General features: G+C 45.2%; 21 protein-coding genes and 1 pseudogene. 7 read left to right on the top strand and 15 right to left on the bottom strand.

Annotated elements, in window-relative coordinates; genetic code table 11:
• Nucleotide 1 precedes the first annotated feature (1 nt).
• The 12 genes from vasI to tssB are packed head-to-tail and all read right to left on the bottom strand — an operon-like array spanning nt 2 to nt 13382.
• On the bottom strand, nt 2–652 hold the full coding sequence (gene vasI, locus C5470_RS15790) for a type VI secretion system-associated protein VasI (RefSeq protein WP_036846003.1): 651 nt from the start codon (nt 650–652) through the stop codon (nt 2–4).
• Nucleotides 649–1449 carry a helix-turn-helix domain-containing protein gene (locus C5470_RS15785; RefSeq protein ID WP_036846001.1) on the bottom strand — a complete coding sequence of 267 codons (801 nt, stop codon included), beginning with the start codon at nt 1447–1449 and terminating at the stop codon, nt 649–651. Before C5470_RS15785 ends, vasI begins: the two co-directional genes overlap by 4 nt.
• On the bottom strand, nt 1446–4076 hold the full coding sequence (tssH, locus tag C5470_RS15780) for a type VI secretion system ATPase TssH (RefSeq protein ID WP_166290569.1): 2631 nt from the start codon (nt 4074–4076) through the stop codon (nt 1446–1448). Before tssH ends, C5470_RS15785 begins: the two co-directional genes overlap by 4 nt.
• Before the next feature lie 10 nt (nt 4077–4086).
• A complete protein-coding gene (gene icmH / locus C5470_RS15775; RefSeq protein ID WP_166290567.1) occupies nt 4087–4857 on the bottom strand; it encodes a type IVB secretion system protein IcmH/DotU in 771 nt (256 codons plus the stop codon).
• Complete coding sequence (tssK, locus tag C5470_RS15770; protein WP_023043438.1) at nt 4857–6209, bottom strand: type VI secretion system baseplate subunit TssK; 1353 nt, start codon at nt 6207–6209, stop codon at nt 4857–4859. Before tssK ends, icmH begins: the two co-directional genes overlap by 1 nt.
• Before the next feature lie 2 nt (nt 6210–6211).
• Entirely contained in the window at nt 6212–6778 is a 567-nt protein-coding gene (tssJ, locus tag C5470_RS15765; RefSeq protein ID WP_166290565.1) for a type VI secretion system lipoprotein TssJ, read from the bottom strand.
• A complete protein-coding gene (gene tagH, locus C5470_RS15760; RefSeq protein ID WP_036836719.1) occupies nt 6778–8064 on the bottom strand; it encodes a type VI secretion system-associated FHA domain protein TagH in 1287 nt (428 codons plus the stop codon). Before tagH ends, tssJ begins: the two co-directional genes overlap by 1 nt.
• Before the next feature lie 5 nt (nt 8065–8069).
• Entirely contained in the window at nt 8070–9122 is a 1053-nt protein-coding gene (gene tssG / locus C5470_RS15755) for a type VI secretion system baseplate subunit TssG (RefSeq protein ID WP_023043435.1), read from the bottom strand.
• Complete coding sequence (gene tssF / locus C5470_RS15750; protein ID WP_166290563.1) at nt 9086–10933, bottom strand: type VI secretion system baseplate subunit TssF; 1848 nt, start codon at nt 10931–10933, stop codon at nt 9086–9088. The genes tssG and tssF overlap by 37 nt, the downstream gene beginning before the upstream one ends.
• A gap of 2 nt (nt 10934–10935) precedes the next feature.
• Nucleotides 10936–11376: a type VI secretion system baseplate subunit TssE gene (gene tssE, locus C5470_RS15745; RefSeq protein ID WP_166290561.1), complete on the bottom strand. Its 441-nt coding sequence runs from the start codon at nt 11374–11376 to the stop codon at nt 10936–10938.
• A gap of 6 nt (nt 11377–11382) precedes the next feature.
• Entirely contained in the window at nt 11383–12861 is a 1479-nt protein-coding gene (tssC, locus tag C5470_RS15740) for a type VI secretion system contractile sheath large subunit (protein ID WP_036845982.1), read from the bottom strand.
• 23 nt (nt 12862–12884) lie between these two features.
• Nucleotides 12885–13382 carry a type VI secretion system contractile sheath small subunit gene (gene tssB / locus C5470_RS15735; protein ID WP_046974843.1) on the bottom strand — a complete coding sequence of 166 codons (498 nt, stop codon included), beginning with the start codon at nt 13380–13382 and terminating at the stop codon, nt 12885–12887.
• Between the two features lie 935 nt (nt 13383–14317).
• On the opposite strand from tssB, the gene C5470_RS15730 reads away from it, so the two are divergent.
• Nucleotides 14318–14836, top strand: a complete 519-nt coding sequence (locus C5470_RS15730) for an Hcp family type VI secretion system effector (protein ID WP_021323277.1) — start codon at nt 14318–14320, stop codon at nt 14834–14836.
• A 209-nt stretch (nt 14837–15045) separates the two neighbouring features.
• Here C5470_RS15730 and C5470_RS23755 read toward each other — a convergent pair whose 3' ends face one another.
• Nucleotides 15046–15168 carry a DUF1090 family protein gene (locus C5470_RS23755; protein WP_422631081.1) on the bottom strand — a complete coding sequence of 41 codons (123 nt, stop codon included), beginning with the start codon at nt 15166–15168 and terminating at the stop codon, nt 15046–15048.
• Between the two features lie 302 nt (nt 15169–15470).
• Between C5470_RS23755 and C5470_RS15720 the strand changes: the two genes are divergently transcribed.
• The 3 genes from C5470_RS15720 (at nt 15471) to C5470_RS15710 (ending at nt 19563) form a co-directional block, all read left to right on the top strand.
• Nucleotides 15471–16313, top strand: coding sequence for a 23S rRNA (adenine(2030)-N(6))-methyltransferase RlmJ (locus C5470_RS15720; RefSeq protein WP_166290559.1), 843 nt, complete (start codon nt 15471–15473; stop codon nt 16311–16313).
• A gap of 110 nt (nt 16314–16423) precedes the next feature.
• Nucleotides 16424–17776: a glutathione-disulfide reductase gene (gene gorA / locus C5470_RS15715; protein WP_207627015.1), complete on the top strand. Its 1353-nt coding sequence runs from the start codon at nt 16424–16426 to the stop codon at nt 17774–17776.
• Nucleotides 17777–18171: 395 nt separating this feature from the next.
• Nucleotides 18172–19563 carry an amidohydrolase gene (locus C5470_RS15710; RefSeq protein WP_166290555.1) on the top strand — a complete coding sequence of 464 codons (1392 nt, stop codon included), beginning with the start codon at nt 18172–18174 and terminating at the stop codon, nt 19561–19563.
• A 111-nt stretch (nt 19564–19674) separates the two neighbouring features.
• Here the strand turns inward: C5470_RS15710 and mobB are convergent, their stop codons facing one another.
• Nucleotides 19675–20193 carry a molybdopterin-guanine dinucleotide biosynthesis protein MobB gene (mobB, locus tag C5470_RS15705; protein WP_166290553.1) on the bottom strand — a complete coding sequence of 173 codons (519 nt, stop codon included), beginning with the start codon at nt 20191–20193 and terminating at the stop codon, nt 19675–19677.
• Complete coding sequence (gene mobA, locus C5470_RS15700) at nt 20190–20780, bottom strand: molybdenum cofactor guanylyltransferase MobA (protein WP_036845968.1); 591 nt, start codon at nt 20778–20780, stop codon at nt 20190–20192. Before mobA ends, mobB begins: the two co-directional genes overlap by 4 nt.
• A gap of 228 nt (nt 20781–21008) precedes the next feature.
• Here mobA and C5470_RS15695 point away from each other — a divergent pair.
• The 3 genes and pseudogenes from C5470_RS15695 to dsbA all read left to right on the top strand — a co-directional run.
• A pseudogene (locus tag C5470_RS15695) lies at nt 21009–21200 on the top strand (DUF1040 family protein); the annotation flags it as partial.
• A 15-nt stretch (nt 21201–21215) separates the two neighbouring features.
• Nucleotides 21216–22208 (top strand): serine/threonine protein kinase, encoded by a 993-nt coding sequence (locus tag C5470_RS15690; RefSeq protein WP_036845965.1) that lies wholly within the window; start codon nt 21216–21218, stop codon nt 22206–22208.
• A gap of 20 nt (nt 22209–22228) precedes the next feature.
• Entirely contained in the window at nt 22229–22852 is a 624-nt protein-coding gene (gene dsbA / locus C5470_RS15685) for a thiol:disulfide interchange protein DsbA (protein WP_166290551.1), read from the top strand.
• Nucleotides 22853–23143 lie beyond the last annotated feature (291 nt).

Below are 23143 nucleotides of genomic sequence, written 5' to 3'. Positions count from 1 at the left end.
ATCACCAACGACAGGCGGTGCGTAAAGGTTTCACCGCCTGTTCCAGTTGAGAAATGTTGAATGTTATCTGACTTCCGTTGCCGGTTTTGATGGTTAGGGTGTGGCCTGTCATCAGTCGTTTAAGTTGTTCAATGCCGGGTAGTCCACGGCTGGATTCCAGCAGGTAGCCGTTTTCACGTAAGAACCAGTCGGCGCTGAATTGGGTTATGTCAGTCGAAATCATCACTGTACCACTGTCCTGTGGTTTAGCTAGCGCGACCTGTATCCGGGTGATGTTATCAATACAACTCAGCATCAGTACCGGCCGTGGTGGCAGAACACCGATCGCAGGTGTGGTGAGTATGACGCGGGTCGGTATTCCCTCGGATTGGGTAGTGATAAAACCGGTTGAATGATCAGTTCGTTTCATTTCCTGTTCCATTGCCTGTCTCCAGGCTGGGCCGGTTTTTTCTAACGGTATAACGGCAATGTTATCCACTTTATCCAATAGACGGTCATAGCAATCGAGCCTGATCAGCGGTGAAGGCTCTGAGCGGCATTGCAACAAGGCCGAGAGTGGAGGCTCTGTTGTCGTTTCCTGAGCTGGCCGAATATCAGCAGGTGCGCCCGTCAGAGAGGCGATTAATGAACTGACAAGTAACAAGAAACTCATAATTTACACCTGTATTTTGCCAGTTTGTAAGTCAGTGTACGTGGTGCAATGCCCAAGCTTTCAGCAATCTGTTTGGTATTGTTGCCGTAGACATGCTGGCGTTGTATCAATACTGCACATTCAAACTCTTCGATTGCCTGAGACAAGTTGTCAATTTTGCTGTAATCGTGAGAGACGCTGGCCGATGTTTTGTTTTCTGCTGTGGTGCTCAATGAAACCAATAGTTCATCAAGCTGTCTTTCTTTCTGGCGTTGAGTCTGAAAGACTTGGCGGATCTGGCGCAGTTGTTCACGCAGCTGTTCCAATTCCTGCAATCTTTTCAGTCGGTGCTGCATGACATAGCAGTAGATGTAAAACATGTTGCTATCGTCAGCAAAACGACTGACATCTTCGGCGAAAACAGAAATGACACCACACGCCTGTCCGTTGCAGTTAAACAGCGGGATGGCATGCAAACCACAGCGGTGGGGCAGCTCTTCTATAAAGGTGCGAAAGTTTTGATTGTCTACTCGCACTCCTTGATTGAGTGATCTCCAGGTTGTGGGGGTGCCTTTGTACAGGATTTGTACCAGCGGGTGGTTGATATCGCCAATATTGACATCCAGTTGCAGGGCACTGATCTGGTTTGGGGCTGGTAGCCGGTAGCATTCCAGACGGCTTTCATTCACGTTAAGCAAAGAGACCAGCAAGGCGTCAAAACGCTGGCGTTGGTGATTCACTTGAAGAAAGTGATGAACCAGCTGCTCAATAGAGTCATTTTCCAATAACGCTAATGCGCTTTTCAGCCGTTGTTTCATGGTATCTCCTCAACTACCGCGTTGAATTCATGTGCATCAACAGTTAGCTGGATGGTACTGATCTGTTTTCCGGAAGCCATTTTTTGCAGTAGCAACAGGGATAGTGGCGGCAACAAAGCGCCATCAATGATCGATTCCAGCATACGTGCGCCGTTTTCCGCACGGGTTGCCCGTTGTAGTATCTCTTCAATAACCTCGTCACTGATGGTGACTTCGGCATGGAAACGTTGATGTAATAGGTTATCGAGGCGAGTCAGTTTGCCTTGGATAATGGTTTTCAGGGTGTCGTATCCCAGCGGTAGATAAGGCACTACTTCCATTCGCGCCAGTAACGCCGGTTTGAAGAAAGCCGCTAATTCAGGGTAGAGCAGGTCATTCATCTTTTCCGGTTTATCAGCGTTATCAACGATGGTTTGATAGCCCAGGTTAGAGGTCAGGAAGAAGACAACGTTTTTGCAATCAATCACCCGGCCTTCACCGTCGGCCAGTTCACCTTTGTCGAATGCCTGATAGAACAAGTTCAGTACATCTGGATGGGCTTTTTCCACTTCATCAAGCAGGACGACTGAGTAAGGTTTTTGACGAATAGCTTCGGTGAGTACGCCACCTTCACCATATCCCACATAGCCCGGAGGTGAGCCAATCAGGCGGGAAACTGTGTGTTTTTCCTGAAATTCAGACATATTGATGGTGGTCAGGTATTGACGGCCACCGAACATTAATTCCGCAATTTGCAAAACGGTTTCAGTTTTACCGACACCGCTTGGACCGACCAGCAGGAAAGCGCCCAGTGGGCGACCGGGGCGGCGCAAGTCGGCTCTGGCAGTCAACAGATGTTGGTGCAGACATTTGATGGCAAGATCCTGCCCCTTGATGCTTTGTCCCAGATGGGTTGGCAGTTCAGTGACAACGGAAAGCTCACTCTGCGATAGGCGGTTAAGGGGAACGCCAGTCCATTCGGCAATAACCGCCGCAATTTGGTTTTTATCCACATGAGGGGAAATGAGTGTTTGCTGTTGTTGTAACTGTTCTAATTGTTGGTTAAGTTCAGCCAGTTTTGCAATCAGCTCTTCAGTCACTATTTCCTCAGATGTTTCATGTTCATCGGTTGTTTCATCCGTTAATAGCTGACGGCGCAGTTTAATGATTTGTTGAACCAGTTGTTGCTGCTGCTGCCAACTGGCTTCCAGTTCAGCCAGTTTTTCTGCTGTTTCTTGCTGTTGCAGCCGTAATTCATCCAGTCTGTCAGTATGTTGGTTCAACCCCATCCGTTGTTCCCTTGCCAGCACATCCGATTCCATTTGCTGCTGGTGGTGCTGGTTTTTTAGTGCGGAAATCTGACGCGGAGGGGCAGTCAGATTAATGGCGACACGTGCACAAGCGGTATCCAGTACATCAATCGCTTTATCCGGTAATTGACGACCGGAGAGGTAACGGTCACTTAATACCGCAGAGGCTTTCAGCGCTTCGTCATCGATCAAGACGCCATGAGCCTGTTCATAAATTGCCCGCAGGCCACGCATGATGATAATGGCTTCTTCCGCTGTGGGTTCGGCCACCTTGACTAATTGGAAACGGCGGGAGAGGGCGGCATCTTTTTCGAAATATTTTTTGTATTCGCCCCAAGTGGTTGCGGCGATAGTTTTTAGTTCACCACGCGCCAGAGCGGGTTTCAATAAGTTGGAGATATCCAGTCCGCCCTGTTGATTGCCTGCGCCAATCAGCGTGTGGGCTTCATCAATGAACAGAATAACCGGTACGGATGACTGGCTGATTTCACTCATGATGCCTTTGAAGCGTTTTTCAAATTCACCTTTTACCGCGGCACCTGCTTGTAACGCGCCCAGATCCAGTGTCATCAGTTCACTGTTGTGCAATTTTTCCGGCACCTGGTTGTCAATAATGCGCAAAGCCAGCCCTTCAATCAGTGCGCTTTTACCCACGCCCGCTTCACCCACCACAATTGGGTTATTTTTACGGCGACGGCAAAGAATATCGATCATCAGGTCGATTTCGGTGTCACGGCACAGAACCGGATCGAGTTTTCCCTGACGGGCTTGTTCTGTCATATTCTGAGTAAAGCGGGCGAGTAGGCTGTCACTGTTGGCAACGGTTTTTCCTTGTCCATTTTTATCGTTCTCCACAACAGGTTGTTCGGCAGAGCCGGCAGTCCACTGGGTGAAATTCTGACGCAGCAATTCGCGATTTATTCTCGACAGAAGACGAGCGGATTGCGGTGTCAGATAGCGTAACGGGCTGAACAGCAATGTCATTAGCATGACACCGCTGCGTAATTCTTGATGCTGCATTTCGGTTGATGCTAACAGCCAGCTATCCTGTAACCACTCCACCAACATCGGGGAGAAGTTGGGGTAGGCTTGAACCATCGTTTGATGGTGAGGGATCATTTGATCAAGCTGTTCTTTCAGCAAGTCACTGTCTACCTCGGCTTGGCTGAAGATCGCTCTGACATCACTGAGAGGTGTGTTGATCATTTGCAGCAGTAGCTGAGAGACAGTGATCTCAGGTTGCTGCTGGCTGACACACTGCGCTGCCGCCGTTTCCAGAGCGTGCCGGGTCATCGGATTTAAGCGGTTAACTAATGTGGGTAGATCAATCTGGATCATCGGTTCTTTCCTAGCTCAGTAAATTATTTAGCTGTTGTAAGATGTTTTCGGTCTGGCTGTGTAGCCGGACAGCATAGAAGCCATAAACCACGGCGAGCAGCGCCGTGCCGCTCCAGAACAGGTGTTTGATGGTCAGACGTTTACCCAGTCGGTAGCGGCCATCACGCTCGTTAGCGTTACTGTGCAGAATGGTTGCTGGCGCTTCGCCCCGCAGCGTGTGCAGTTGTTGGTGTAACCGGCGGAATAAATGTTCAAAATCATCACCTTTCTGCGAAGCCACTTTGTAGCGGCCACGGTAGCCAAGGCAGAAGCAGAGATAGATAAATTCCAGCAGATGCTGATAGCGCTTAGGTTCACCCATTAGACGCTCCAGCAACTGAAAGACTTTTTCACCGCCCCAGGTTTCATTGTGAAATCTCACCAGCAGTGATTGTTGTAACCACTCATTTTTGCTGTTCCAGCCATGTCCCAGTGCGGTTTCGTCAATGAAGGTACAGAGCATGTAGCGGAAAGAGACAATCGCGCCCGGTTCATAACCTTTAGTTTGCAGAAATTGTTCGATTGCCTGAATATCGGTCACGACCTGTTGGTAAAGTTGGTCCGGCAGTGGCTGATCACCCATGTCTCTCATTCGCATTACCATGCCAAGCAGCGGTGTGGCGGCATCAATCATTGGATTTAGGCTTTCTCCGCGCAGCGGTAACTGATACTGACGATGCAAGACAGTATCAGTGACTTCCGGCGTTAGAGCCGGGTTGTCATTAATGGCTTCGGTTTTCATTAGTCACTCCCATTGCTGACTGCCCAGAATTGCATGTCTAATCCAGGGAAGTCCCCCGAGACATGGAAGGCAATGGTGGTGCCTTTCAGAATCTCTTGCCACGCCGTGCCTTGTTGATCAAAACGGAAATAGGTGTAGCCGGCGTGATAAGGCAACTGACGTGGAGCCGCAGGAAGCGCGACCAGTTTTACGCCAGGCAACTGGACGCTGACCCTTTCGCGGATTTTTTCCAACGATGTGACTTTAGTTTGCTGAGGGAATTGGCGGAGTAATTGATCCTGTGGCATCTGTGCGCGGATTGCCAGAATGAAATCCGCTTTGGTCAATACATCACGATCATAAATATTTGCCACCTGGATACCATTTGATTGATTTTGTAGTTTAATTGGGATCGCGCGCGGGGTCAGGACAACACCCAGTGCTTCGCGCATGGGGATCATGGTTTCCTTGAATGTCTTCGTGAGATTGTCATGAGTGTAATCCGGTACAATGCCAACCTGACGCGATGCAGCCGTGAATGTTCTTAGTTCACCACAGGTTTGGATCAACTGAGTAAAAAAATCTTGTGGGTGCAGAATGGATTGTCTGGCGTAGTGGTTAAACCATGGCTGAACCCGGTTAACTAACTGGAGCATCATAAATTCAGCAACATCAGCTACTCCTTGCTGACTAGGTGAACCAATCCGATCAGAGAGTGATCTGCCTCGTTCTATCAGTGCCATATTCACTTCATCCATGTAGATTTTTAACCGGCTGGAAACATTGATGGATGTACAGGTTGGCACGAATTCTTCATCCAGTATGAGAGTCCCAGTCGGCAACTTTTCTATTATCTGGCATAACGGCAGCAAAGAGAACGCGCTGAGATCCTCTGAGCCCTGTTTCAAAACCGGTGTCAGTTGTGCCAGCATGAGCTGGCTGACATCACCGCCATCAGTGTGCAGGTCACGGATATCTGCCGTATGTTCACGGTAGCGTACAGCCCCGGCCTGATCGGATTCCGAATGGGAGATTTCATTGAGGGTGTCGTTGGCTATTGGTAGCGCCAGGTAGATACTTTTGCTGTTGCTATCGTGAAGATTCTCTACATCAAGTGGCTGAGGCGTGACATCCTGATGCGGAATAGAGAACACGGTGCCATCCGGCATGATACCGCTGGCTTCGGTGATACCGATACGCCCCAGAGCGAGAAGATCCTTGTCAATAGTCAGGGAACTGAAACCGTAACCGTAACTGGTTAAGGTTGCCAGGCGGCTGTGAGCCAGATAGTCATTATGTTTTTGCTGTTGTTGGAAGTGTTGTGGCTTGATAAATAATCCTTCGCGCCAAATCACCCGATTTTTACCTGACATAATTATTGCTCCTCTTTTCTAAGTTCAACTTCGTTCGCTCTGATGTGCACCAAGATGTGGTATTGCTGTCCTGTGTCTTTTACTTTGATCACTTTTTTCCATTCAGATTGATTGATATCGGCATAACGAACGATGACGCCGATGTAACGGCTATTTTTTTCCAGTGGGATGACTGGCAACGGTTTGTACTGCCCCGGCAATAAGGTGTAATCCTGATGGTTGATGTAATTTTTCCCCAGCGCTTTATCCAGTTTGTCGCTCTCAAGCTGATCATAATCAGCGGCAAGCAGGCGGGAATCTTCACTGAGATAGATCAGATGCATTTCAACCGGCGTGGGTTCGCCATTTTTGTTGGGATTGATATCAGGCTCTGCCAGCAAAGTGATCGCGGCGGTGGAAGGTAAATCCGCAGGTTGACCGACCGGGGTCGATGGGTCCCAGACAACCTGTCCGACTTTCTTCGTAGCCTGCCATGCACCGCTGCAACCGCTTAACATCAGCGCTGCCAGCAATACAAACCATAAGGTGTGATTACTGAACCATGAGGTATTACCGCCGAAGCGTTTCATTACTGGCTATCCTCTAAACCCTGACGCAGAGCGCGGTCATAAGCTTGTTCATAGACTTCACTAAACAGTTTTTCGAATCCTTGCTGGCGGCTGGAAGCCAGTTCGCGGTAGTAACTGGTGTACATTTCCCACGCCCAGGTTGCGTCTTTCTCCTGCGTCTCATTACTGCGACGGTATTGAGCGAAACGGTTGAGTAGGTGTTCCGGTGAGAAAGCATCCAACATGGTGTTCAATGCGGCAGTGATCGCGATCCGGTTAGCCTGATAGTGCAGTTGCAGGTTGTGCAGGCTCTCAGCGACGGCGGATGGCGCAGAGAGATGTACCGGGCTTTTTTGATCCGCGAACATCACCTGCATGGTGGTGTCGTAATCCATATTGAGCCGCAGTGGGTTGTCTTCGATAGGGCGTAGTTGCTTATCACGCAAACCATGTTGTGCACGTTGCAATGCCAATAAGCCTTCAATCGCCGCTTTCATGGTTTTACCCATTTCTTCCAGAAAGTCGTTGGCCTGTTGGCTGTTATGCAAAGGTAATTGTGTGCTCAATCCTCGCATCAATGGTGTGATAGCGATGTGCTGCTGTTCCATGTCCTGATATTGTTCACTTAAAGGTGAAGAGATACTCGGTAAATCAACAAAATCCCGATCCATAGCATTGCCTCTGTTGTCTGAGAGGGGAGAGAAGAATAATGGGGTGTTGTAATGGCCTTGTTGCAGGCTCTGGTTTATTTCATTACTCACTGGGGTTTGGTCCAGTGTGGTCAGATTTTCGCTGTCGAGAACCTTAAGTGGGTCATGGCTAAAATCGTGGTTAATCGTTGGCGCCAAAGAACGATGATCGGTGAAAGTGGTATCTTGGACTGGGTCTTTTTCCATCATGGCATCCAGTGGATTGCTATAGCTGGAGACGAGTGATTCCGGTGATACCATCATGGGATCAATCCGATCTGCGTCGGAAAAACTGATATGGCTTTTGAGCACCAATTTGCCGACAGTAATTTCATCCCCTTGTTGCAATCGGATGAAGCCGGTACCCGAGGTCAGTGGTGATTGATTCACAAACAGAGGCCCGGCGATCATTTGCAGACAAAATGCGCCATCACGCCACTGAATAGTAAATTGTGATGGATTGATATTGCCTTTCTGATCTTGAACAGACCAAAGATGGCTTTCGCTGCTGCCGACGGTGCCGCCTTGAGTGGAGAACAGGCAACTGGCAGATTTGCCGCTTTCCAGTTGATCGCTGTTGATCACGCGTAATGAAAGGGTTGGCTGTTGTTTTTCCATCGTCTTTATCCACTAACTGAAATTGTGATAAAGGGTTTCTTTTCCGGCTCGCCGAGAAAGCTGGTCCACCCCAGGTTATTGTTTTGTTTCGTACCAAGAACCATGCCGCCCGCTTGGTTTTCGGCCAGTCCAAGACGCAGATCCCAAGCCAATTGATCGCGCAGGACAAAGCAGATAAACATCACCAGTGGCAGGAAATTTTTTCCGTCCGGTAGGAATGACAGGAAGTGTTCACGGGATAGGTCATTGATACATATCATAAATTTACTGTTGCAACTTCTCACCCATGAACCGAGGAAAAAGTTTTCTCCCATGATGGACTGTTCAATCTTTTTTTTCCGACCTTTTAATTTCAATTTTCCGCCCAGACGGTTTTGTTGTGATGGTCCAATGGCGATTTTCCTAATTTCCCAGCCATGCACGGTAACATCCGGCAGATCAAAGCAGTGTGAAATCAAACTGCGTATGACTTCTGGTGATCGACCGGGGCTGGCTAGCAGGCCGGCATAGGCCAGCATTTTGCTATGATTGATATTTAAATGAGCACGGTTCACATCACTGCCAAGCCCAACCAAAGCGAACATGCGCTGAGAAAAATCGTCCATTCCGTTTTTGTCAAAACAGATGTAATAACGATATTTCCGCCAGATTTGATAAAGCATGACGACTGAGCGGTGATTGAAAATATTCAGAAAATCAGTCAGCCGGTTTTCGCCTTGGGCTTCTTCCCATGCCAGTGAATCAAGGTAGTAACCAGGCATCGGTGACTGGCTACCATGTAATCCAAGAAAAGAGACTTCCATCTGAAAACGACCTTGCTCGGTACGTTTCACAGAGACAACATCTCTGGTCGGGAAAGCCAGGCTGGCACTGGATTTGAAACTGATTGCTTCCCGGTCAGGGCGATCGGTTTGCCCCGTTTTTTCCCACGCTACCGCCAATTGGTTGAGTAACTCGACCAATTGATAAAAATTGTATTTTGAGACATCCGGCACCAGATTTTCTGGCGAATTTTTTCCCGTTACATCAACGCGTGTTGACCTATTTGTTCCGGCCATTCATAGCATTCCTGATTATCTAAATTGATCACTTTCAGCATGTGGAAGGAATTAATGCTGGCATATAATGCGAAGAAACGTGACAGTATGTTGCAGAATAGGTAGAGCTCACCTTCAGAGCTGAAAGCCTGTTGCCGGATATACAATGTTGATTCCGAACCACGTACAGGAAGTCCTTTAAACAGGCGGTCTATTGGTTTCGTTTCGATCCGTTCAATCGCGTTCAGCCGTTTTTGTGATGACCGTGATGACTGCCTATTATATATGCTGGGGAGATCGTAGGTACTCAGTACCTGTTTCAGGGAGTCCTTATTCAGTAATGTCATATAATTCAGTGACATATTTGAGATGAGGGACCAGTGATATTCGCCGCTCATCAATGGATAAAGTGGAACGGATGGGCGGGTTATATTACGAAACGACGCAAATGACGGGCTGCCCAGTGAAGCGTAATTAATGTCACCCACCCGTAGTTGCAGTGGCAGTTCGCGGTTGGTGCAGGTCAATTTGACAGAAACATTTTCATGCCTTTCCAGTTTCAGTAGCTGTGATGCATCGCCACGTACGAAAGAGATATAGTGCTCAAGTCCTTTGCGGAAAGGGGATTCTTTGACCCTGATACGGAAATAGCGGGTGTTGAGTTCGCTTTCATGCTCGATTTGATGATGAAAACTTTCAAATGGTACATAGCTCCGCTCACTACCGCGCGTGAAGTCGGGTTTACCATCTGGACCAAGCAGATTGCTTTCCACTTTATCAATGGAAAAAATGTCGTAGCGATCAGGATGGCTATAGCTGGCTTTCAATGGATATTCCGCCTGGCTGCCATCCAATAGGATAGCTTCGCTATCCATTGGGAAGAGGTTGATTGCCGGTACACAATGCAGTCGGAAAGTATCTTGGCGGATTTTAACTTCCGGTGGAAGTGCTTCTGAAAAATAGAGATTCAGCGTAAAATCACTGGCTTTAAGATCTGCCGGTAACTTGGGGAAACCCGTGATATCAAAAAACAGAAACCCTTCAGAAAAGCAGAAGTATTCCTGCAAGATGCGATAACCCATATAGGAGTTTTTCGGGTAAGGCAACAGAGCATCTTCCCGGTTAAAACCAACCGGAACGACATCAAAATCCGGCAATGAAATGGTGGTATCGCCTACGATAAGTTTTGCGTCTTCAAGGTAGTAACTGAGCCAAAAATAGAGCTGTGTACTGCTGTAATCATCGCCGCTCAGATAAAAACGCAGCTTATCAAGTTGCAGCTCTTGTAAGCTGAGTTCTGTCTTTGAGGTAAAGTTCAGACCAATAACACCTTGCTCATTGCTGTTATTGACGGAAATGTCCCTGATCGACATTGGAAACAGCCAGACATCACGGCATAAAGTGAAAGTACAGCGGTTGTCTTTGTCTGATTTATTTGGGTCGGTACTGCTTGAGAAAATATTTTTATCGTCTTCGTCATCATCATTTGCTAGCTGGCAACTCTGGATTTGAGCTCCGCGCTTAATCTGTGTGGCTTGTGTGACGGTGCTTTCACCGGGTGTGTACTGGATAATGGTCATGCTGGGTGTTGGCCGCAGATAGTTTGGCCATAGCATATGCAGTAACCCATGAGTCAGTTCGGGGAACTGATCATCAATTTTTGCCCGTAAGTTACCGGCAAGGAATGCAAATCCTTCCAACAGACGCTCAACATCCGGGTCAGAGCCTTGTTCAGACAGAAATGAAGCGAGGTGAGGATGTTCAATTGCGGCTTGTTTCCCCAATTGTCTCAGGTAATCCAATTCCTCTCTGAAGTATTTTTCAAGTGACATATTTATTGAGTCCGCTCTAGGCAATAACGCCGGTTGTTATCCAGTTGAATGTTAAATTCAACGACATCATTAATATCATCCAGGGAAACCCGGGCACTGATCTGAAAACTCAACAGCAGCGGATCACTATCATCGTGGATTGCACTGACAGAGACTGATGATATTCTTGGTTCATAATTTCTAATGCAATGCTCTATTGCCTGTTCAATACTTTGCTTAAAGTCAGTTGCGGTAGTTGTGGCGTCATTGAGATCAATAACGCCAAGATCAACCGCACTCTGACAAGCCCCCGGATGGGTATTGAGAACATTATTCAGGTGCCGTCTGATGGAGTTGAGTAGCTCACGCATTCTTGACTGGCGGGAAGAACGGGAGTTCTTCCCCTGAATACGCTCAAACAAGCTGGCAGAGCCTTCTCTATTCCAACTGTACAGCGCAGCCATGACTAATTATTCCTTATCCAAACGCCCTACTAGTGACAACTCAAAGCTGGCTCCCATGTATTTGAAATGAGGGCGAACTTGCATTGCTACCTGATACCAGCCTGGATCTCCTTCCACATCCAAAACCTGAATTTGGGCGGAACGCAGAGGGCGACGGCTGCGGACATCTGTTGGTGGATTTTCCTGGTCGGCGATGTATTGTTTCAGCCAGGTGTTCAGTTCACGTTCCAGATCCTGACGCTCTTTCCAGGAACCAATCTGCTCGCGCTGCAACACTTTGATGTAGTGTGCAAGGCGGTTGATGATGAACATATAGGGCAGCTGAGTACCCAGTTTGTAGTTGGTTTCAGCCATTTTCCCTTCGCGGGTGTTCGGGAATACTTTTGGCTTCTGAACTGAGTTGGCAGAGAAGAATGCGGCGTTATCACTGCCTTTACGCATTGTCAGGGTGATAAAACCTTCTTCAGCCAATTCGAATTCACGGCGATCGGTAACCAGAACTTCTGTTGGGATCTTGGCCTGGATTTGTCCCATTGCTTCGAACAGGTGAACGGGTAGATCGCTGACAGTACCACCGCTTTGCGGGCCGATAATGTTTGGGCACCAGCGATATTTGGCGAAGCTGTCAGTCAGGCAGGATGCCAGCAGATACGCGGTGTTACCCCACAGGAAATGTTCGTGATCTTTGCTGACATCTTCCTGATAATTAAAGTTTTTAATTGGGTTTTCAATAGTTGAATATGGCAGACGCAGCAGGAATCGTGGTGTTGTCAAGCCGAGATAACGTGAATCCTCAGATTCGCGCAGAGCACGCCATTTTGTGTGAGCCGGGCCTTCAAAGACGGATTTCAGATCTTTGATTGCTGGCAGTTCGGTAAAGCTGCTAATGCCAAAGAAATCAGGCGCAACGGAAGAGAGGAATGGCGCGTGAGCCATTGCACCAACCGCGCTGACGTATTGCATCAGTTTGATATCGGGTGAACTATTGCTAAACGCATAGTTACCGATAACTGCGGCAACCGGCTCACCACCAAACTGGCCATAACCCGTTGAGTAAACATGCTTGTATAAGCCTGACTGGATGATTTCTGGTGAGAATTCAAAATCTTCCAGTAATTCGTCTTTGGTGGCATGGATGATGTTGATTTTGATGTTTTCACGGAAATCTGTGCGATCAACCAACAATTTCAGTGAACGCCATGATGATTCCAGCTCCTGGAACGCTTTGGCGTGCATGATTTCATCGACTTGAGTGCTCAGTGTCTTATCAAGTTCAACAATCATTCTATCAACGACGAGCTTGTTGATGGGTTCTTCGTTAGAACCTGTACCCAAGATGCTGCTGATAAAAGCCGCAACACCTTGTTTTGCTATATGGTAGCCGTCATTTTCCGGCGTCATTCTTGCCTGAGACATAATCTCGTCAAGCAAAGAGGTGGTAGACCCTGGGGCTAATGTTGTACTGCTCTCTTCATGCAAGGACATGTTAAAAACTCCTTTCCAGTCAATTACTTTTGATTGACGATTTCAAGTTCTTTTAGAAGTTGTTCGCGGACTTTCTCATCACCCAGTAATTCCTGTAAGCGGGTGCGGAATGCTGGAATATTTCCTAACGGTCCTTTTAGTGCGACAAGCGCTTCACGCAGCTCCAAAAGTTTGTTTAATTCAGGAACTTTTTTTGCCACGTTATCGGGTGAAAAATCGTTTAGTGATTTTATTTCCAGATTAATTGGCAGGTCATCTCCACTATCATCATTGAGACGATTAGGAACGCTAAACGTGAGATTGATGTTTGCTTCATTCATCACGGAATTAAAGTTATTTTTGTGCACAGAAACAGCCTGGCGTTCTTCAATTGGCGTATCTTCTTTCGTCCCTTTAAGATCACCGACAATAAGTAAATTAAGTGGTAATTCGATTTCAGCTACTTGATCACCGGTATTAGGAACATATTTGATATTAATCCTTTCCTTCGGTGCTACACTGCCTGGGCTATTTTTACTCATATTAAAATCCTTCGGGTAATACAATTTAGGCAATTAGGAATTATTTGATGGCAATATTGATGAGAGAGTTGCCCCTGCTACCTACCTATTATGTGATGGATAACATAAAAATCCCTCCTGATTTAAAGAACTGGAGGATTAACTGCATTGAATTGGGTAGTAAGTCGACTTGTATGAGTATATAGACAAATACAGATTCAGAATATTCTTACTCATCGAGCAATAGCATCAATATAGACAGCTCTGCAAAGTAGAGTGTCGCATTTTGTTTTTTTATTGTAAAGATAAAACATCGGCAGATATACCCTTCTATTCGGCCTTTTGATGATTTTATTATACTTTGCAATAATTTACGTTTTGATTTTTTCTTAAACCATTTCTTTGTCAATTCCCCCAATATAGTAATATTAGCAGCTATTTTTCTGGGTATTTATAAATTTTTGATTATTTTTTGTTTCATTGTGTAACAAAGTGTTTCTAAGTGTATTTTTTGTTTACATCTTAGAATTAATTTCATATTGGAAATATTATTCTCGTTATTAACCAGGTGGATAATTTAAATTTTTTGATCTACTTCTCAATTTTTAATTGATCAAAAGATAATTTTGCTTGATTTTATTTAAATCCTTATTTTTCATATACATTATGTGTTGTTTCTATTGGGGGAATTATTTATATTAGTTAATTGTTCTAATAATTTCGTTAATTTTGATATTATTTTTATTTTTTTGTGAAAATTATAATATTTTTATTTGTTGGTGATGGGAAAGCTATTTTGCAATTTAGATTTTATTTTGAAATGAGCTGTTTGATATTTATTATTCATTTCAGCGTCCATACATTCGTAAGTGATTTTTTCCAAGGTGAAATAGTTACTATTGAAAGTAATATGATTGCTACCTTAATGTTGACACAATTTCTTAAAGGATATTTTCATGCCAACTCCATGTTATATTTCCATCACTGGAAAAACCCAGGGTAATATTACCGCAGGTTCATTCACTGCTGAATCAGTAGGTAATATTTATGTTCAAGGGCACGAAGATGAAATGCTGGTTCAGGCATTTGATCATGTAGTTACCGTTCCAACTGATCCTCAATCAGGTCAGCCTTCTGGTCAGCGTGCTCATAAACCATTTCGTTTTACAGTTGCATTAAATAAATCTGTTCCATTGCTTTATAACGCATTGGCTTCTGGTGAAATGCTGACGAATGTGGAATTAAAATGGTACCGCACTTCTGTTGAAGGGAAACAAGAGCATTTCTTCACAACTCAGTTGGAAGATGCCACTATTATCGACATTGATTGCAAAATGCCTCATTGTCAGGACTCAACAAAATCTGAATTTACTCAGTTGGTTCGTGTTTCTCTGTCTTATCGTAAGATTAACTGGGAACATACAACCGCAGGTACTTCTGGCGCAGATGATTGGCGCGCACCTATTGTTGCCTGATAGGTAATATAATCATTCAGCCAATGGAATACTTTTCATTGGCTGAAAAGCTTAGTTGTTTTATTAAAATTGAAGATTATTAATAGCCACCTTCAATTTCTTTCAGTTTATTTTCTTCTTTTTCTTTTCTATTTTTTACACGTATTATTTAACGATTTTACTAAATGTTCCCGATAACACCCAGTCATCTTTTTATGATTTTACTTTAGCTATTTTTCCTGGTTACAGTGGATGTTAACATTTTTCAGTGCTTGTTCTAGGCTGGAGATTCGATATGCATCAACATGAAATCTCGCATATTTAAGTGATCGTTTAATGTCTTGTTTTTTGATTTTACAACTTTTGCTTATTTATGGTGTGTAAGTATTTTTTATGATTGACAATGAGAACGCAGGTAGCAGCACTTTCTTGAATATCATATTTTATCCTGACAAAATGTTTTACCTATCCTAAACGTTAATGAATATGACAAGATTGCTTTTCTGAGTTTGATATTCAGGATCCTGCCATTTTTATCGCTAATGGGGCTATAATGATGTCTTACCATCTATCTCATCTACTGGGATGGTTTTTTAGTTGTCAGGTATTCCATACTGGCAAGTAATCTATTCTCTGCTCTGGGATCTAAAACCTAATGCTAAGTTATCGTCACAGCTTTCACGCCGGTAGTCATGCCGATGTGCTGAAACACACTGTACAAAGCCTGATCATTGAATCTATTAAAGAAAAGGAAAAACCTTTTCTCTATTTGGATACTCATGCTGGTGCTGGTCGCTATCAACTCAGCGCTGAACGCGCTGAACGTACCGGTGAGTATCTGGAGGGGATTGCCCGCGTCTGGCAGCGTGAGGATTTACCACAAGAATTGAAAGTTTATATAAGTGCAGTGACTGCGCTGAATCAGAATGGCAATTTACGCTATTATCCGGGATCGCCTTTAATTGCCCGCCATTTGCTACGGCAGAACGATAAACTCGGACTGACCGAATTGCATCCGAGTGACTTTCCTTTATTACGTAATGAGTTCTCCCGTGATAACCGTTCCAGGGTTGTGCGTGAAGATGGTTATCAGCAATTAAAATCACAATTGCCACCTCAGAGCCGTCGTGGATTTATCCTTATTGATCCTCCTTATGAGCTGAAATCTGATTATCAGGCGGTTGTTCAGGCAATTCAGGAAGGTTATAAACGTTTTGCGACCGGTGTTTATGCGTTGTGGTATCCGGTGGTATTACGCCAGCAGATCAAACGCTTGGTTAGAGATTTGGAAGCAACCGGTATTCGCCGAATTTTGCAAATTGAGCTGGCTGTCCGGCCTGATAGTGATCAACGGGGAATGACCGCCTCTGGCATGATCGTAATTAATCCTCCCTGGAAGCTGGAACAGCAGATGAAATCGGTATTGCCGTGGTTACATAAGGCTCTGGTGCCGGAAGGAACGGGCCACACATTGGTTAAATGGATTGCACCAGAATAACTTTCAGCAATGGCAGTGAGAGCCAGAACCATCACAACTGATTGATACTTTTTGCCATAATAGGCTTTCGGGTATTGACCCTTTACACTAATTAGATGGAAACGATCCAAATGAGCAAACATTACAACTATATAGCAATTGGTGGTGGCAGCGGTGGTATTGCATCAATTAACCGTGCGGCTATGTATGGACAGAAATGCGCCCTGATTGAGGCTAAAGCATTGGGAGGAACTTGCGTTAATGTGGGATGTGTGCCGAAAAAGGTGATGTGGCATGCGGCGCAAATTGCTGAGTCTATCCACCAGTACGGGCCGGATTACGGCTTTGATACCACCGTCAACCGCTTTGATTGGAAGACACTGATTGTTAGTCGTACTGCTTATATTGATCGTATCCATCAATCTTATGAACGTGGTTTGGGTAATAATAAAGTTGATGTGATCCAGGGTTTCGCCCATTTTGTTGATGCACACACCGTTGAAGTGAATGGCGAGAAAATAACCGCAGATCATATTCTGATTGCAACAGGTGGCCGTCCTGTACGTCCTGATGTACCAGGAGCAGAATATGGTATTGATTCTGATGGTTTTTTTGAATTGGGAGAGATGCCAAAACGGGTTGCGGTTGTTGGTGCGGGTTATATTGCGGTGGAAATCGCAGGCGTATTGCACGCACTTGGCAGTGAAACCCATCTATTTGTGCGTCAGCATGCACCTCTGCGTACTTTCGATCCGATGATTGTTGAAACACTGCTGGAAGTTATCAATACCGAAGGGCCCACTTTGCATACTGAATCTGTGCCGAAAGCAGTGATTAAAAATGTGGATGGTAGCCTGACTTTGCAACTGCAAAATGGCAAAGAACAAACCGTTGATACCTTGATTTGGGCTATTGGTCGTGAACCGGCAACGGATAATCTGAATCTGTCTGTAACCGGTGTTGAACTGAATGAAAAAGGCTACATCGAGGTTGATAAGTACCAGAACACCAATGTGAAAAGTATTTATGCAGTAGGTGATAACACTGGTGCGGTGGAATTAACGCCTGTTGCAGTTGCAGCTGGTCGTCGTTTGTCTGAACGCTTGTTTAATAATAAGCCGGAAGAATATCTGGATTACACTAATATTCCAACTGTCGTATTCAGCCATCCGCCGATTGGTACTGTAGGACTGACTGAACCTCAGGCAAAAGAGCAGTTTGGTGAAGATCAGGTGAAAACTTATCACTCTTCTTTCACTGCAATGTATACCGCTGTCACTCAACATCGTCAGCCATGCCGGATGAAACTGGTGTGTGTCGGGCCGGAAGAGAAGATTGTCGGCATTCATGGTATTGGCTTTGGAATGGATGAAATGCTGCAAGGTTTCGTTGTTGCATTGAAGATGGGAGCAACTAAGAAAGATTTTGATAACACGGTTGCAATTCATCCGACTGCGGCGGAAGAGTTTGTAACGATGCGGTAATAATATTGTCAAAAATCCACCTATGCATCTTTTCTCTCTGAAAAATACGTTTAAAGGCCGGTTTTATCCGGCCTTTTGCTTAAAGGGGAGCGGGGAGGTGATTGGGTTACCAAAAGGTGGGATTGGAAAACCTTATCAAACTCCTGGGATCGTCTCGGCGTAAATTTAGAAGCTTCCTTTAGAAAATCTCAGCAAAACTGTTATGAAATCTATCCCTTCTATGACTTATCTGGCTTTCTATAATTTCTACAGAACAATTTCCCGAGAGTAAGCTGTGATAATGCGGTGATGTTGTTGAAAACCTTCTTATATATGTTCTAAATTCTGGGCAATATTCCTCAGAAGGTTAGATTTAGCCAATTTTTTTCAGGTGGATCAAATAAAAGGGATTGAATGTGAAAAAACTTCAACAACAAAGCCGTAGGGCTTTTCTCAGTCAAACTGGTAAGCTCACCACTGTTTGCACGGCGATTTCCCTGACCGGCGGGATCGCACAGGCGGTGCGGTCAACCGTCGTAGCCGAGGTATCACAGATGCGGACTACTCTTACTGATCGTCATTACTACCTAAGTGATGTGCTGCTGGAAGAGGGATTTGAGTATGACGGCGATACGGTGATTGGCACCCGTACTGCATTATATACGTTGGAAATCAAAGATGGCAGGATCGTTGCTATCCATGTTTCCGGTATGCCGCTTAACACGAATCAGCCATGCTATCAGGCACAGGATCAGTTGCTGTTGCCCGCTTTCCGCGATATGCACATCCATTTGGATAAAACTTTCTACAGTGGCCCGTGGCAGGCACCGAGGCCGCGCCAGGGTAAAACTATCATGGATATGATTGCCCTGGAGCAGACTCTGATCCCCAAACTGCTACCCACTTCGCAGCAGCGGGCAGAGAGCTTGATTGCCCTGTTGCAATCTAAAGGCAGTACGGTGGCACGCAGCCATTGCAATATCGATCCGGTTAGTGGTCTGAAAAGCCTGGAACATTTACAGTATGCTTTGGAAAATCACCGTGATGATTTCACTTGCGAAATTGTTGCCTTCCCGCAGCACGGTTTACTGCATTCCAAAGTGGAAGGGCTGATGCGCGAGGCGATCCAGATGGGCGTGCAATACGTTGGCGGGCTGGACCCTACTAACGTGGATGCTGCGATGGAAAAATCACTGGATACTATGTTCCAGATTGCGCTTGATAATAACGTCGGTGTAGATATTCATCTGCATGAGATAAGCCCGGAGGGCGTTGCTGCTATCAACTACATGATTGATACGGTGGAGAATATACCGGCCTTGCGAGGTAAGGTTACTATTAGCCACGCTTTCGCCTTGACCACGTTGGACGAGGGCACACTGGCAGAAACCGCTTCCCGTTTAGCGGAGCAGCAGATCACTATTGCCTCCACAGTCCCGATCGGCAGCCTGATGATGCCGTTACCGCAACTCAGAGCCAAAGGGGTGTTTATCATGACGGGTACTGACAGTGTGATTGATCACTGGTCGCCATTCGGCACTGGTGACATGTTGGAGAAGGCTAATTTGTATGCGCAATTGTACCGTGGTTCAGATGAATTTCATCTTTCCCGCTCTATGGCTATTGCTACAGGAGGTGTGTTGCCGCTTAACGACCAAGGACAGCGTATTTGGCCTCAAGTGGGTGATAAAGCTGACTTTGTCCTGGTGGCTGCGAGTTGTTCTGCTGAGGCGGTGGCACGTTTGCCTACCCGTCAGGCAACGTTCCATCAGGGGCGACTGGTGGCTGGTTCGGTGGTTAGGGTCTGATCCAGAAAAGAGTACAGCCGGTTGGTCATTCCCTTATTAAAAGTTGTTTTTGATCTTTTGCCTGTGTTCCAGTTGTCTTCACATTCGTGATGGATCATAGGCAGAAATGACTTAGTGTTCCATATTCAGCCACGCCACAATAAAGTCAGCCACTTGTTCAGGTTGATTGATATTCAGTTGTGGTAAAAGAGTCTCTACTTTTTCATCACTGGCAACAGCAATGACATATTGATCAAGAAGATCACTTAATGGATGGTTAAGAATACGGCGGTATAGAGCAATCTTATTGATTGGATCATTCTTAAAGCCCTCTACCAGAATTAGATCCAGTGAATCTGGATCAAAGCGACTGGCAAGATAGCTCAAATCTAATTCCTGTGAATCTGGCGTTTCTGCTATTAATGCCCATCGTTGTTGGCTGGCGACCAGTGTTTGCTCTGCGCCAGCTTTGCGCAGTTCATAACTGTCTTTGCCCGGTTTATCTACATCCATATCGTGATGAGTGTGTTTTATCAGACCAACCCGAATTTGCCGTTGGCGCAATAATGGGATCACTTTTTTGAGAAGCGTGGTTTTTCCTGTACTGCTGTATGCCGTGATGCCAAGCAGTGGAAGAGGTCTTGTACTCATTTTTTGGTCTCTTGCATATATTCCCAATTCCGGCAATCCTCTGGTGTGTTCAGATTGGCAAAAGTAGCTGGATTATTGTCAAATTGAACGGCTATTGCGCCAACCTTATGCATAAACAGCATCAGTTTGCGATCACCATTAGCCAGATAATTTTCCAATTGACAGAACAGACTACAGTGCAGCAAAGCGAGAGTAGGATGAGCACGATTGCCATCATCTGCATAGGCTGCCAATGCCTGTTGTTTTCCCTGCCATAAACGAGTAACTAAATTAGGGGGAAAGTCCGGTACATCACAAGGAACAAACACAACCCAATCGTGACTGGCTGATTTTAGGGTTGCCAGCATTCCAGACAGTGGTCCAGAGAAATCTGGTGTCAAATCAGGAACAACTTGATCACAACTTTGTCGGTAAATATCCAGATTACGGTTGGCGTTGATGATTAATTCATCTACCTGTGGCAACAGCTTATTCGCAATATGCTGGTACAGCGGTATTCTATTTAAGAGAATTAACCCCTTATCATGGCCGCCCATGCGGGTAGCACGGCCTCCTGCGAGGATCGCACCGCTTATTTTTGGTTGCATAATGTTCAATCTATCAGCTAAGACGGTTATTGCCCGCTAATATAACCTTTTTTAGCTTGGTAATTTGGGCTTCACCAAACGTTTTTCAGATAAGATCACCGGATAACTCGCTGATAAAATAACAATCTTTACGCTTATTGACAGAGCAATTCTTTCTCTGTGCGGCTATCCCTGTTAATTTGTATAGGATTTTGTTTATAAGGAATTTGGTATGAAATATCACCGGCTGAATTTTTGCAGAAGTTGGCGAAAGAAGCGGGCTTTTTTGGTGAATTATCTAAGTTGACCGATGATATTTTGATTTATCACTTGAAAATGCGTGATGCTGAGGCAACAGGAGAAATTCCGGGGCTGAAAAAGGATCACGAAGCAGATTTTAAAACTGCGTTATTGTGCGCCCGTGGCGTTATTACAGATTAATCAAGAGAATAGAATGTGCTAACAAACCAGTCTGCTTTTAATTTCCGGGAATTAACACCGGATTTGATTATGGATGCATTGGTGCAGACCGGACTATACATAGATTCTGGGCTGACAGAATTAAACAGTTATGAGAACCGTGTTTATCAGTTTACAGATGAAGATCGTAAACGTTATGTCGTAAAATTTTATCGGCCACAGCGCTGGGATCGGCAACAGATTCAGGAAGAGCATGATTTTTCCCTGGCGCTGCAACAGGCTGATTTGCCGGTGGCCGCGCCTCTGGTGTTTGATCAGCAAACTTTATTGACTTTTAAGGATTTCTTTTTTGCTGTTTTCCCAAGTATCGGTGGCCGCCAATATGAATCTGATAATCTCTTTCAGTTAGAAGATGTGGGTCGTTTGCTAGGTAGAATTCATCAGATTGGTCGTCGGCAAAAATTTACCTCTCGCCCAACTATTGGGTTAAATGAGTATTTGCACCAGCCGCGACAGTTTTTGGCTGCATGTGAGTTAGTTCCTTCAGTACAGAAAGTGCAATTTTTGGCTGTATTGGATGATCTGATAAACGCTGTAGAATCCAATTGGCGCGACGATTGGCAAATATTGAGGCTTCATGGTGACTGCCACCCAGGTAATATCCTGTGGCGTGACGAAGCCTGGTTTGTTGATCTTGATGATGCGCGTAATGGTCCGGCAGTTCAGGATTTATGGATGTTGCTTCATGGCTCCCGTCAAGAGCAGCTATTACAGTTGGATACTCTGTTGGAAGCTTATGGTGAGTTTACGGATTTTGACCTTGGGGAGTTGTCATTAATAGAATCATTGCGTGCTATGCGGATGGTCTATTATTTGGCATGGGTTGCCCGACGTTGGCAAGATCCTGCTTTTCCCAGAGCGTTCCCCTGGATGACAGATGCCGATTTTTGGTTAAAACAGACGTCACTTTTTGCTGGGCAGATTAAGCTGTTACAAGAATCCCCTTTGCAGCTTAACCCCATGTATTAATGTTTATCATGGAGATATTTATGAAAAAGTTTTGGTTAGCTTTAGTCGGAATGATGATGGCATTTGGTGCCTCTGCTGCTAGTTTTACCGAAGGAACACAGTATGTTGAACTGAAATCACCTGTGGCAAATCAACCACAGGTGCTGGAGTTCTTCTCGTTCTATTGTCCTCATTGCTATCAGTTTGAAGAGAGTTTTAAAGTTCCGCAGACTGTGAAACAGAATTTACCGGAAGGAACAAATTTCGTTCGTTATCATGTGGAGTTCCTAGGGCCACTGGGTAAAGATTTGACTGTGGCTTGGGCAGTGGCAATGGCGATGGGTGTTGAAGATAAAGTGACTCCGCTACTGTTTGAGGGCCTTCAGAAAACACAGACTATTAATACCCCGGCCGATATTCGCAATACCTTTATCAAAGCTGGAGTAACCGGTGAAGATTATGATGCTGCAATGAATAGTTTTGTTGTGAAATCCTTAGTTGTTAAGCAGCAAAAAGCCGCTCAGGACTTGCAACTGCGTGGTGTACCAGCCATGTTTGTTAACGGCAAATATATGGTGAGAAATAATGGCATTGATGCAACTTCTGCTGATACCTATGCGAAATCATATTCAGACGTTGTTAACTTCCTGTTAAAGCAGAAGTAAGGATGGTTCCTGAAATAGAATGATATGAGCATGTGCCGGAGTGAGAGGCTTTGGCACAATGCGCGCCTGAAAGAATTTCTTGTGAGACAAACTTCGGTTATATCCACAACTCTGTGATCTATAAGGTAATATGACAGTTTAATGACTAGGATTATAAGTCATTGATTTTTTACCTACCGTTGATAAACTTTTTTTATCAACGGTCTATGCCAGAATGAAACCCGTAATATCTATACACAAAGTTATCCACAGAATTTATAGCAAAGTGTGAATATTTGGATCTGGCTTTAG

Origin of the sequence: Photorhabdus stackebrandtii (assembly GCF_011189495.1) — a bacterium.
In the GTDB taxonomy this organism is placed as follows: Bacteria; Pseudomonadota; Gammaproteobacteria; order Enterobacterales; family Enterobacteriaceae; genus Photorhabdus; species Photorhabdus khanii.
The sequence above is the reverse complement of the archived record's forward strand: the minus strand, read 5'-3'. Positions and strand labels throughout refer to the sequence as shown.

Excerpts from the sequence above, each read along its gene's own strand:
- gorA (WP_207627015.1), top strand. The coding sequence starts at position 16,424 with ATGAGCAAACATTACAACTATATAGCAATTGGTGGTGGCAGCGGTGGT.
- tssH (WP_166290569.1), bottom strand. The coding sequence starts at position 4,076 with ATGATCCAGATTGATCTACCCACATTAGTTAACCGCTTAAATCCGATG.
- tssE (WP_166290561.1), bottom strand. The coding sequence starts at position 11,376 with ATGGCTGCGCTGTACAGTTGGAATAGAGAAGGCTCTGCCAGCTTGTTT.
- C5470_RS15730 (WP_021323277.1), top strand. The coding sequence starts at position 14,318 with ATGCCAACTCCATGTTATATTTCCATCACTGGAAAAACCCAGGGTAAT.
- tssC (WP_036845982.1), bottom strand. The coding sequence starts at position 12,861 with ATGTCCTTGCATGAAGAGAGCAGTACAACATTAGCCCCAGGGTCTACC.
- icmH (WP_166290567.1), bottom strand. The coding sequence starts at position 4,857 with ATGAAAACCGAAGCCATTAATGACAACCCGGCTCTAACGCCGGAAGTC.
- mobB (WP_166290553.1), bottom strand. The coding sequence starts at position 20,193 with ATGAGTACAAGACCTCTTCCACTGCTTGGCATCACGGCATACAGCAGT.
- tssF (WP_166290563.1), bottom strand. The coding sequence starts at position 10,933 with ATGTCACTTGAAAAATACTTCAGAGAGGAATTGGATTACCTGAGACAA.
- tagH (WP_036836719.1), bottom strand. The coding sequence starts at position 8,064 with ATGGAAAAACAACAGCCAACCCTTTCATTACGCGTGATCAACAGCGAT.
- tssK (WP_023043438.1), bottom strand. The coding sequence starts at position 6,209 with ATGTCAGGTAAAAATCGGGTGATTTGGCGCGAAGGATTATTTATCAAG.
- dsbA (WP_166290551.1), top strand. The coding sequence starts at position 22,229 with ATGAAAAAGTTTTGGTTAGCTTTAGTCGGAATGATGATGGCATTTGGT.
- vasI (WP_036846003.1), bottom strand. The coding sequence starts at position 652 with ATGAGTTTCTTGTTACTTGTCAGTTCATTAATCGCCTCTCTGACGGGC.
- C5470_RS15785 (WP_036846001.1), bottom strand. The coding sequence starts at position 1,449 with ATGAAACAACGGCTGAAAAGCGCATTAGCGTTATTGGAAAATGACTCT.
- tssJ (WP_166290565.1), bottom strand. The coding sequence starts at position 6,778 with ATGAAACGCTTCGGCGGTAATACCTCATGGTTCAGTAATCACACCTTA.
- tssG (WP_023043435.1), bottom strand. The coding sequence starts at position 9,122 with ATGGCCGGAACAAATAGGTCAACACGCGTTGATGTAACGGGAAAAAAT.
- mobA (WP_036845968.1), bottom strand. The coding sequence starts at position 20,780 with ATGCAACCAAAAATAAGCGGTGCGATCCTCGCAGGAGGCCGTGCTACC.
- C5470_RS15720 (WP_166290559.1), top strand. The coding sequence starts at position 15,471 with ATGCTAAGTTATCGTCACAGCTTTCACGCCGGTAGTCATGCCGATGTG.
- tssB (WP_046974843.1), bottom strand. The coding sequence starts at position 13,382 with ATGAGTAAAAATAGCCCAGGCAGTGTAGCACCGAAGGAAAGGATTAAT.